Genomic DNA, 10,446 nt, shown 5'->3' with positions numbered 1-10,446 from the left:
GCGCACGCGGCTCCCGTCGTCCCCGCTCGTCGACGACGCCGGCGGTCAGCGGCGAGGCCACCAGCTCCAGCGGCGCGGCGGCTCCGACGGCGCCGACGATCGGCATCGCGGTCGGGCCGCTGCCCTCCGCCGGGGGCACGAGGACCCCGGGGTCGCCTCCGCGGGACTGGTCCGCGCCGGGGTCACCGGGCTGGCCCGTGAGGGCCGCCGTGAGCAGCAGGCCCGCGCTGGCCGTGGCGGCGACGGCCGCGGTGACCGGGCCCCGCCAGCGCCGCGAGGGCGGGACGGGTGCGGCGGCGGCGCGAGCGTGACGACCCCGGGGCTGGGGCTTGCTCGTGTGACGGCCCATGAGCACCTCTCCGCGCGGCTGCGAGAGCACACACGGTAGGGGGGCGCTCACCGAACGGCATCTCGGTGGAGCGCTCAGGCGTCGTCGGCGGCCCTGCCGGTGAGCTGGACGGTGCGCAGGCGCGCCTGCCACTGCGGCCCCGAGCGCACCGCGAGGATCCGGTGCAGGGCGACGTCCAGCGCGCGCTCGGTGGCCGAGGGCAGCATCGGCTCGGACTCGCGCGGGTGCGGCACGCGGGCGCCGGGGTCGGGTTCCATGCTCCGACTGTCGACCACGCGGGGGCCTCCTGTCCGGCGTTCGGGCCAGGACGCCGCGCGGGCGGCGCTCAGACCCAGGACGGCAGCCACATCCGGTCGCGCCAGGCCTCGTAGGGGATGGTCTGCCCCGTCCACACCGGCCAGAACCACGCGGCGGCGAGGAGGGCGGCCACCACCACGGCCCCGGCGCACCCCGCGCCGACCGCCCGGCGCCGCGGCGTCGCGTCCGGCGGCCCGAGCACGAGGCCGAGGACGTAGGTCAGACCGAGCACGGTGAACGGCACGTACACGACGGCGTAGAAGGTGAAGATCGTGCGCTCGGAGTACTGGAACCAGGGCAGCCAGCCCGCGGCCAGCCCGGCGAGCACCGCGCCCGCGCGCCAGTCGCGGCGCAGCGCCCAGCAGAAGAGGAGCACCGGGAGGGCCAGCGCCCCGGCCCACCAGACCACCGGGTTGCCCAGGGAGGTGATGGCCCTCGAGCAGGCGTCGACCGCGCAGCCGTCGACCCCGCGGGCGGGCGCCTCGTAGAAGAAGGACGTCGGGCGGCCCTGCACCAGCCACGACCAGGGGTGCGACATGTAGTCGTGCGGGCTGGTCAGGCCGGTGTGGAACGCCCACATGTCCTGGTGGTACTTCCACAGCGAGCGCAGCGGCGCGGGCAGCCACCCGACGCCGGCCCCCGGGTTCTCCACCGCCCACTGCCGCAGGTGCGCGGAGGACGAGGCGAACCACCCCGCCCAGCCCGCCACGTAGACGACGACCACCGTGGGCAGCACGGTCAGGGCCGCCGGGACGCCGTCGCGCACCAGCGCGCCGCCCCACCAGCGGACGCCGGCCCGCCGGCGCGCCCCGACGTCCCACAGCACCGTCATCAGGCCGAAGGCGGCCACGAAGTACAGGCCCGACCACTTCACCCCGCAGGCCAGCCCGAGGCACACCGCGGCGGCGAACCGCCACGGGCGCAGGCCCAGGCCGGGGCCGAGCGGTCCCCAGGACGCCGGCCCGCCGGGGGAGCGGGCGGCGAGGCCGGCCAGGCGCGCCCGGGCGGCGTCGCGGTCGAGCAGGAGGCAGCCGAAGGCGACCAGCACCCAGAACGACAGGAAGATGTCGAGGATCCCGGTGCGCGACATCACCAGGTGCAGGCCGTCGACGGCCAGGAGGAGCCCCGCGGCGCAGCCGAGCAGGGTCGAGCCGAGCAGGCGCCGGGCGATCCGGGCGAGCACGAGCACCGAGAGGGTGCCGACCAGCGCGGCGGAGAAGCGCCAGCCCACCGAGGAGTCGATGCCGAACAGCGCCTCGCCGGCCGCGATCATCCACTTGCCCACCGGCGGGTGCACCGGGTAGTCGGCGTCGGGCAGGTAGACGTCGGGGGTGCCGGCGGTGAAGCTGCCGTCGGAGCCCTCGGGCCAGCGCAGCTCGTAGCCGACCTTGAGCAGGGTGTACGCCTGCTTGACGTAGTAGGTCTCGTCGAAGACCAGCTGGTGGGGGCGCCCGAGCTGCCAGAAGCGCAGCACCCCGGCCACCACCGCCACGGCCAGGGGCCCGAGCCAGCCGAGCAGCCGCTCGCGCCCGGTGCCGGCCAGCGCCGGGCCGAGCAGGCGCTCGCGCTCGGACGCCGTCCGGTCGGCGAGGCGGGAGGAGCCGGCGGGCCCGGGGGCCGCAGGGGCCGGCGAGACGACCGCGGTGCTCACGCCACGTCCTCCGGGGTCGCTCGCGGGGCGGTGCCGAGGCTGGCGACGACGACGAGGGCGATCCCGGCCAGGGCCAGGGCGCTGGGCACCTGGCCGGCCACGGCGAGCCCGGCGAGCACGGCCACGGCGGGCTCCAGGCTCATCATCACGCCGAAGGCGCGCGGGCCCACCCGCAGCATCGTCATGAGCTCGATGCCGTACGGCAGGGCGCCGGAGAGCACGCCCACGGCGATGCCGGGCAGCAGGTTCGCGGGCTCGAGCAGGGCCGAGCCGGCGGTGGCCGCGCCGAGGGGCAGCAGGACGACGCTGGCCGCGACCATCGCCCACGCCAGGCCGGCGGTGCCCGGCAGGGCGCCCGCCACCCGGTGCCCGAGGAGGATGTACCCGGCCCAGGCCGCGCCGGCCCCGAGGGCGAGCAGCACGCCGGTGGGGTCGAGGTGGTCCCCGGCGCCGCCCGCCAGCGAGCGCACCGCGGTGGGCCCGACGAGGACGGCGACCCCGGCCACGGCCACCCCCGCCCACAGCACGTCGCGGCTGGAGCGGGAGCCGACCACGGCGATCGCCAGGGGCCCGAGCAGCTCCAGCGCCACCGTGACGCCGAGCGGGATCCGCTCCAGGGCCAGGTAGAACATGATGTTCATCGAGCCGAGCACGGCGCCGAAGGCGATGACGAGGCCGATCGCCCGCCCGCGGGGCAGGAACCGCCAGGCGCGCCCGAGCACGAGCAGGGCCAGGGCGGCCACGCCCATCCGCAGGGCCAGGACGCCGGTCGCCCCGATCGCGGGGAACAGGGTGGTGGCCAGCGCGGAGCCGGTCTGCAGGCTCACCGCGGCCGCCGTGAGCAGCAGCTGGGGAGGCACCCGGGCGAGGGGTGCCGTGGCGACGACGCTCACCGGCCGGTCACCGAGCCGGCGCCAGCGCGCCCAGGCGCTCGACGGCGGCCTCCAGCACCTCGTCGCGCTTGCAGAACGCGAACCGCAGCAGCGAGGGGGCGGCGGCCGGGTCGTCGTGGAAGACGCTCACCGGGATGGCCACCACCCCGGCGAGGGCGGGCAGCTCGTGGCACAGCGCGAGCGCGTCGGACCAGCCGAGCGGGGCGGCGTCCGCGGTGACGAAGTAGGTGCCGTCGGGCACGTTGACGGCGAAGCCGGCCGCCCGCAGGCCGCTGACGAGCAGGTCGCGCTTGCGGGCCAGCTCGGTGGACAGCCCGGAGTAGAAGGTGTCGTCGAGGCCCAGCGCGGCGGCCACCGCGGGCTGGAACGGCGCGCCGGAGACGTAGGTGAGGAACTGCTTGACCGCCCGCGCGGCGGCGACGAGCTCGCGCGGGCCGTGCAGCCAGCCGATCTTCCAGCCGGTGACCGAGAAGGTCTTGCCGGCCGAGGAGATCGTCAGGGTGCGCTCGGCCATGCCCGGCAGGGTGGCCAGCGGCACGTGCGGCGGGCCGAAGGTGAGGTGCTCGTAGACCTCGTCGGTGACGACGATCGCGTCGTGCTCGCGCGCCAGCGCGGCCACGAGCTCGAGCTCGGCCCGGGTGAAGACCTTGCCCGTGGGGTTGTGCGGGCTGTTGAGGAGCACGAGCCGGGTGCGGGGGCCGAACGCCGCGCGCAGCGCGTCCTCGTCGACGGCGAAGTCCGGCGAGCGCAGCACGACGGTGCGGCGGGTGGCGCCGGCGAGGGCGATCGTCGCGGCGTACGAGTCGTAGTAGGGCTCGAACGTCAGGACCTCGTCGCCGGGCTCGGTCAGCGCCATGACCACGGCGGCGATGGCCTCGGTGGCCCCGGCGGTGACGAGGACGTCGTCCGGGTCGACGTCGAGGCCGTAGAAGCGCTGCTGGTGGGCGGCGACGGCCTCGCGCAGCACCGGCATCCCCGGCCCGGGCGGGTACTGGTTGACCCCCGCGCGGATCGCCTCGGTCGCGTCGGCGAGCAGGGACGCCGGCCCGTCGGTGTCGGGGAAGCCCTGCCCCAGGTTGATCGCGCCGGTGCGCACGGCGAGCGCCGACATCTCCGCGAAGATCGTGGAGGTGAAGGGCCGCATCCGCGGGGTCAGGGCAGGGCGGCGCTCGGGCACGTGGGCCAGTCTCCCACCCGCGCACCCCTGGGCCGCTCAGGCCGCGTCCCTCCCAACCGCACTTCTCCGGAGGAGTGCGGTCCCCAAGCGCGCCTACGCCGCACTCCTCCGGAGAAGTGCGGTCGGGTGAGGCCCGGGAGCAGCACTCTCGAGGGGGAGCGCGGCTCATCGAGGCTCAGCGGGCGGCGGGCACCGTCCTGGACCGCGAGCGCGGCGGCCGGGAGCCGGGCGGCGCGGACAGGCGCACCCGCTGCAGCGCCTGGCTGACCGCCGGCACCGGCATGCCGAGGAGGAAGCCGGTGACGGCGTCGCACGCGGTCGAGCGCAGGACGGCGAGCTGCTCCCACGTCTCCACGCCCTCGGCGATGACGCTGGCGCCGATCCCGTGGGCGAGGTTGACGATGCCGTCGAGCACCGCGCGCCCGGCCGGGGCCTCGCAGGCGGTGACGAACGAGCGGTCGATCTTCACGACGTCGACGGGGAGCTCCAGCAGGCGCGAGAGCGAGCTGTAGCCGGTGCCGAAGTCGTCGATGGCGACCCGGACGCCGAGCGCGCGCACCTCGTGGAGGGCGGCGCCGGCGGGGGAGCCGTCGGCGAGCACCGACTCGGTGACCTCGATCCCGAGGCGGCGGGCGGGCAGGCCGGTCTCGGCGAGGATCCGCCGCAGGGCTCCGGGCACGTCGCCGGAGGCGAGCTGGCGCGGGGCGACGTTGGCCCAGACGGTGAGGTCGGGGGAGTCCTGCCAGGCGAGGGCCTGCCGGGCGGCGCTGGCGAGGACCCACTCCCCGAGCGGCAGGATCAGGCCCGACTCCTCGGCGACCGGGATGGCCTCGGAGGGCGGGACCGGTCCGCGCGCGGGGTGGCACCAGCGCAGCAGCGCCTCCACCCCGGTCGGCACGCCCGTGGCCAGGGAGAACGAGGGCTGGTAGTGCAGGGCGAGCTGGTCGCCGTCGCGCAGCGCCCGGCGCAGGTCGTGCTCGAGCTGCATGCGGTGGCTGACGCCGGCCTGCAGGGCCGCGTCGCACCACACCACGCGGTCGCGCCCGGCGCGCTTGGCCTCGTGCAGGGCGATGCCGACGTCGCGGACCAGGGCGTCCACGTCGCCGCGACGGTCGGTGGTCGCGATGCCGGCGCTGGCGCTGACCGCCAGCTCCTGGCGGCGCACCCGCACGGGCTCGCGCACCGCGGCCAGCGCCCGGTGCGCGAGCGCCTCCGCCTCGGCCGGGTCGGCGTCGAAGAGGGTGAGCGCGAACTCGTCGCCGTCGTGGCGCGAGACGAGGGCGCCGCGCGGGGCCAGGGCGACCAGCCGGGCGGAGACCTCGAGGAGCAGGGCGTCGCCGAAGCCGTGCCCCAGGGTGTCGTTGACGAGCCCGAAGCGGTCGATGTCGAGGGCGACCATGGTCACGGTGGCGCGCTCGGAGGAGCCCAGGTGCTCGACCGTGCGGCGCCCGACCAGGGTGGAGTTGGCCAGGCCGGTGAGCCGGTCGTGCGTGGTCTGGCGCTCGAGCTCGGTGAGCAGCTGCCGCTGGACGGCGGCCGCCTGGTGCGCGGCGGTGCTGTCGCGGAAGTAGACGTTCAGGCCCTCGGCGCAGGGGTGGACCTCGGCGCTGATCCAGCCGCCGCCCTGCCGCTCCCAGTCGAAGGAGCGGATCTCGCCCAGGGCCAGGGCCTCGCGGTAGGCGCGCTCGGGGACGCTGCCCTCCAGCTCCGGGCGCACCTCCAGGAGGGTGCGGCCCAGGAGGGCGTGCGACTCGATGCCGAACAGCAGCGCGGCGGTGCGGTTGGCGTACGTGAACCGCAGGTCGGCGTCGAGGGCGATGAAGGCGTCGGTCATCGACTCCAGGGCGACCGCGGCGCGGCCGTGCGCCTCCTGCGCGGCGGTGGCGTCGACCGTCAGGCCGGCGACCCAGCCGCCGGGGGCGGTGCCGTCGCCCGGCCGGCCCTCGACGTGGGTGACCCGGCTGAGCAGGTGGCGCGGCGCGCCGGAGCCGTCGTCGATCCGGAAGACCTGGGCCTCGGTGACCGCCCACAGGCCGGCCCGCTCCAGGCGGGCGACGTCGGCGGGGTGCACCACGCGCAGCCAGGTCTCGGACGGCGTCTCGCCGCGGCGGGCGCCGTGCACGCGGGCGCAGGCGTCGTCCCACTCCAGGTGCTGGGTCGCGACGTGCCAGCGCCAGCGCCCCACCTCGCCGGAGGGCAGGGCCCGCCACAGCGGGTCGGTCGAGCTCATGACGCCCCCGCCGGCAGCGCGGTGCCGGTCGTGACCCCGGCGTCCGCTGCGGTGGTGCGCGTCCCGGGCAGCCGCACGCGCCCGAGCAGGGTCGACGCCGCGGGTGCGGGGCGGGCGAGCAGGTAGCCGGAGGCGGCGTCGCACGCGCTGGCGCGCAGCAGGTCCAGCTGCTGGGGCGTCTCCACGCCCTCGGCGATCACCGCGGCGCCCATGCCGTGCACCACGGTGATGATGCCGTCGAGGACGGCGGCCCCGCCCGGGGTGCCCGACGCGGCGACGAACCGCCGGTCGACCTTGACCAGGTCCACCGGCAGGGCCGCCAGGCGGGCCAGCGAGCTGTAGCCGGTGCCGAAGTCGTCGATGCCGACCCGCACGCCCAGGGCGCGCACCTGCTCCAGCACGTCCACCGCCCGCGAGCGCTCGACGAGCACCGACTCGGTCACCTCGATGCCCAGGCGGTGCGCGGGCAGCCCGGTGCGGGCGAGCTCGCGCTCCAGGACGCCGACGAGGTCGCCGGAGCTGACCTGGCGGGGGGAGACGTTGACCCAGGTGGTCAGGTCGGGGACGCCGGCCCAGGCCGCGGCCTGGTCGGCGGCGGTGCGCACCACCCAGGCGCCCAGCGGCAGCACCAGGCCGGAGTCCTCGGCCACCGGGATGCTCTCCGCCGGCGGCACCGAGCCGCGCGCGGGGTGCTCCCAGCGCAGCAGCGCCTCGACGCCGGTGGGCGCGCCCGTGCTGAGCGAGTACGAGGGCTGGTAGTGCAGCTGCAGCTCGCCCCGGCCGGAGCCGGCGGTCTCCAGCGCCGCGCGCAGGTCGCGCTCGAGGCCCACCCGGCGCACGACGTCGGAGTGCAGCGCCTCGTCGTACCAGGCGGCCTGGGAGCGGCCGGCCTCCTTGGCGCGGTAGAGCGCGAGGTCGGCGTCGCGCAGCAGCGTCTCGGCGCTCGTCCCGGCGCCGCCGCGGGCCATCCCGATGCTGGCCGAGACGTGAAGGTCCTGGCCGTGGAGCGCCACCGGCTCGCCGAGGGCGCGCAGCACCTCCGCGGCCAGGGCCTCGGCGTCGTGCTCGGACGCGTCGAGCAGGAGGAGCACGAACTCGTCACCGCCGATCCGCGCCACGACCGGCGCGCGCAGGCGGGACAGGCGCCCGGCCACCACCCGCAGCAGCTCGTCACCGGCGGAGTGGCCCAGGGTGTCGTTGACGAGCTTGAAGCGGTCGAGGTCGAGGAAGAGGGCGGTCGCGGTGGCGTCCCGGCCGCTGGCGAGGTGGCCGCTCAGACGCTCGATGAGCTGGGTGCGGTTGGCCAGGCCGGTGAGGGCGTCGTGGGCGGCCTGGTGCGCCAGCGCGCCGAGCAGGCGCGCCTGCTCGGCGTCGGCGGCGTGGCGCTCGGTGATGTCGCGCACGAGCACGTGCAGCCCGTCGTCGACGGCGCGCACCGTGCACTCGTACCAGACGCCGCTCTCGGGGTGCTGGTCCTCGAAGGTCGCGGGCTCTCCCGTGGCGCGCACGCGGGCGTAGGCGTCCAGGCCGGCGGGGCTGACCAGGTGGGGCAGGCCCTCCCAGAAGGTGAGGCCGAGCAGGTCGTCGACGGTGCGCTCCAGGTGCCTCACGGCCGGGCGGTTGAGGTAGGTGAAGCGGTCGTGCGCGTCGAGGCAGAAGAAGACGTCGGTGGCGGTCTCCAGCACGACCTCGGCGCGCAGGGCGATGTCGCGCGAGGACGTGACGTCGACGGTGGTCCCGGCGATCCAGGTGCGGGGCTCGCCGGCCAGCACGTGGGTGACCCGGCTGAGCAGGAAGCGCTCGGGACCGTCGTCGCGCCGGATCCGGAAGGTCATCACGCGGTCGTCCACCCCCATGAGGCCGTTGGCCACGCGCTCGCGGTCGGCGGGGTGGATGACGCGCCTCCACGTCTCGGCCGGCGCCTCGCCCTCGCGCGGCCCGTACAGGCCCTCGGAGCCGGCGTCCCAGCGGATCTCCCAGGTCTGCAGGTGCAGGGCCCACGCGCCGGTGGTGCCGCCGCCCACGGGCAGCCAGCGCGCCGGGGCCTGCCCGGGCCCCCGGGCCGCCTCGCGCCGCACGCGCGCGAGCAGCTCCTCTGCCCCACGGACTGGATCGATCATGAGACGGGCCTCGGCAGCACCGCGCCGCGGCTGTAGGGGGCTCGCACGAGGACCACCCTCTCGCGACACTGGGCCCCATGAACCCACTCCCGCGGCACCCGCGCGCCGTCGAGCCCGGGCCGGGGCAGGAGTCGGTGTGGGACTACCCGCGCCCGCCGGCCCTGCAGCCCTCCTCGCGCCACGTCGTCGTCACCGCCGCCGACGACCCCGCCGGCACCGTCGTCGCGGACACCGCGGCCGCCTGGCGGGTGCTGGAGACCAGCCACCCGCCGACCTGGTACCTGCCGCGCGAGGACGTCCGCGCCGAGCTGCGCCCCTCCGCGGCGGCGTCGACCACGTGCGAGTTCAAGGGCGCCGCGACGTACTGGGACGTCGTCCTGCCCGGTGGGGAGGTGCTCGAGGCCGCCGCGTGGTCCTACGAGAGCCCGACGCCGGGGTTCGCGGCCATCGCCGGGCACGTCTCGCTGCGCCCGGGCGCGCTGGAGTGCCGGGTGGACGGCGAGCTGGCCCGCCCGCAGGAGGGCGGCTTCTACGCGGGCTGGATCACCGACGACGTCGTCGGCCCGTTCAAGGGCGGGCCGGGCACCTGGGGGTGGTGAGGCACGATGCTCCGGTGAGCACGGAGCAGGACGCCGAGCCGGACGCCGGACCGCTCCCCGCGGGCGGCCGGCTCGTCGTGGCCGGGACGCCGATCGGCAACGTCGAGGACGCCCCGCCGCGCCTCCTGCGCCTGCTGGCCAGCGCCGACGTCATCGCCGCCGAGGACACCCGGCGCCTCAAGCAGCTGTGCGGGCGGCTCGGCGTGACCCCGACCGGGCGGATCGTCAGCTACTACGAGCACAACGAGTCCGGCCGCAGCGACGACCTCGTCGCCCAGGCCGCCGCCGGCGCCACCGTGCTGCTCGTCACCGACGCGGGGATGCCCACCGTCTCCGACCCCGGCTACCGGATCATCAGCGCCGCCGTCGCCGCCGGCGTGCGGGTGACCACCGCCCCCGGGCCCACGGCCGTGGTCGCGGCGCTCGCCGTCGCGGGGCTGCCCACCGACCGGTTCACCTTCGAGGGCTTCCCGCCCCGCAAGCCGGGGGAGCGCTCGCGGACCTTCGCGGCGCTCGCCGACGAGCCGCGCACGATGGTGTTCTTCGAGGCCCCGCACCGCCTGGCCGACACCCTCACCGCGATGGCGGAGGCGTTCGGGCCCGACCGCCGCGCCGCGGTGTGCCGGGAGCTGACGAAGACCTACGAGGAGGTCCGCCGCGGCGGCGTGGCCGAGCTCGCCGCGTGGGTGGCCGGGCTCGCCAAGATCGGCGAGGTGACCCTCGTCGTCGCCGGCGCCACGCCGGTGGAGGCCCGGCCCGGGGACCACGTCGCCGCCGTCCAGGCGCGGGTGGCGGCGGGGGAGCGGCTCAAGGAGGCGGTGGCCGCGGTCGCCGAGGCGGCCGGCGTCCCCAAGCGCGCCCTGTACGAGGCGGCCCTGGCCGCTCGCGGCTGACCCCCGATCTGCGCGAACCGCCCCGGTCGGGCGCCCCGCCCGGCGAGACTGGCGGGAGGAGCGACGACGAGGAGGAGTGCGCGGTGGGTGAGGCGAGCGGGGCGATCTGCGGTGCCTGCGGGGGAGCGGTGCAGCTGGTCGACCGCACCTGCGGGCACTGCGGCCACGTCTTCGGGCAGACGCTGGCGTCGATGATGGCGGCCCAGCAGAGCGTCGCTCCGGCCCGGGCGGTCCCCG

The 10,446-nt window shown here is 76.9% G+C and carries 8 protein-coding genes and 1 pseudogene; 2 read left to right on the top strand and 7 right to left on the bottom strand.

The window, feature by feature from the left end; translation table 11 throughout:
* From AC5FZL_RS12360 to AC5FZL_RS12330, 7 genes and pseudogenes are all read right to left on the bottom strand, one after another.
* Positions 1-379, bottom strand: a pseudogene (locus tag AC5FZL_RS12360) (hypothetical protein); the annotation flags it as partial.
* A gap of 44 nt (positions 380-423) precedes the next feature.
* Positions 424-606 carry a hypothetical protein gene (locus AC5FZL_RS12355; protein WP_493619026.1) on the bottom strand — a complete coding sequence of 61 codons (183 nt, stop codon included), beginning with the start codon at positions 604-606 and terminating at the stop codon, positions 424-426.
* A gap of 68 nt (positions 607-674) precedes the next feature.
* On the bottom strand, positions 675-2,297 hold the full coding sequence (locus tag AC5FZL_RS12350) for a dolichyl-phosphate-mannose--protein mannosyltransferase (RefSeq protein ID WP_493619024.1): 1,623 nt from the start codon (positions 2,295-2,297) through the stop codon (positions 675-677).
* Positions 2,294-3,190 (bottom strand): EamA family transporter, encoded by an 897-nt coding sequence (locus tag AC5FZL_RS12345; RefSeq protein WP_493619022.1) that lies wholly within the window; start codon positions 3,188-3,190, stop codon positions 2,294-2,296. The genes AC5FZL_RS12350 and AC5FZL_RS12345 overlap by 4 nt, the downstream gene beginning before the upstream one ends.
* A 7-nt stretch (positions 3,191-3,197) precedes the next feature.
* Positions 3,198-4,367: a pyridoxal phosphate-dependent aminotransferase gene (locus tag AC5FZL_RS12340; protein ID WP_493619021.1), complete on the bottom strand. Its 1,170-nt coding sequence runs from the start codon at positions 4,365-4,367 to the stop codon at positions 3,198-3,200.
* 175 nt (positions 4,368-4,542) lie between these two features.
* Positions 4,543-6,597, bottom strand: a complete 2,055-nt coding sequence (locus tag AC5FZL_RS12335; protein WP_493619019.1) for a putative bifunctional diguanylate cyclase/phosphodiesterase — start codon at positions 6,595-6,597, stop codon at positions 4,543-4,545.
* Positions 6,594-8,717, bottom strand: a complete 2,124-nt coding sequence (locus AC5FZL_RS12330) for a putative bifunctional diguanylate cyclase/phosphodiesterase (RefSeq protein ID WP_493619017.1) — start codon at positions 8,715-8,717, stop codon at positions 6,594-6,596. The genes AC5FZL_RS12335 and AC5FZL_RS12330 overlap by 4 nt, the downstream gene beginning before the upstream one ends.
* A gap of 77 nt (positions 8,718-8,794) precedes the next feature.
* On the opposite strand from AC5FZL_RS12330, the gene AC5FZL_RS12325 reads away from it, so the two are divergent.
* Entirely contained in the window at positions 8,795-9,316 is a 522-nt protein-coding gene (locus tag AC5FZL_RS12325; protein WP_493619015.1) for a DUF427 domain-containing protein, read from the top strand.
* A 14-nt stretch (positions 9,317-9,330) separates the two neighbouring features.
* Entirely contained in the window at positions 9,331-10,209 is an 879-nt protein-coding gene (rsmI, locus tag AC5FZL_RS12320; RefSeq protein ID WP_493619013.1) for a 16S rRNA (cytidine(1402)-2'-O)-methyltransferase, read from the top strand.
* Positions 10,210-10,446 lie beyond the last annotated feature (237 nt).

The organism is Quadrisphaera sp. DVD1, assembly GCF_058932755.1.
The sequence above is the reverse complement of the archived record's forward strand: the minus strand, read 5'-3'. Positions and strand labels throughout refer to the sequence as shown.

Excerpts from the sequence above, each read along its gene's own strand:
- AC5FZL_RS12335 (WP_493619019.1), bottom strand. The coding sequence starts at position 6,597 with ATGAGCTCGACCGACCCGCTGTGGCGGGCCCTGCCCTCCGGCGAGGTG.
- AC5FZL_RS12325 (WP_493619015.1), top strand. The coding sequence starts at position 8,795 with ATGAACCCACTCCCGCGGCACCCGCGCGCCGTCGAGCCCGGGCCGGGG.
- AC5FZL_RS12355 (WP_493619026.1), bottom strand. The coding sequence starts at position 606 with ATGGAACCCGACCCCGGCGCCCGCGTGCCGCACCCGCGCGAGTCCGAG.
- AC5FZL_RS12330 (WP_493619017.1), bottom strand. The coding sequence starts at position 8,717 with ATGATCGATCCAGTCCGTGGGGCAGAGGAGCTGCTCGCGCGCGTGCGG.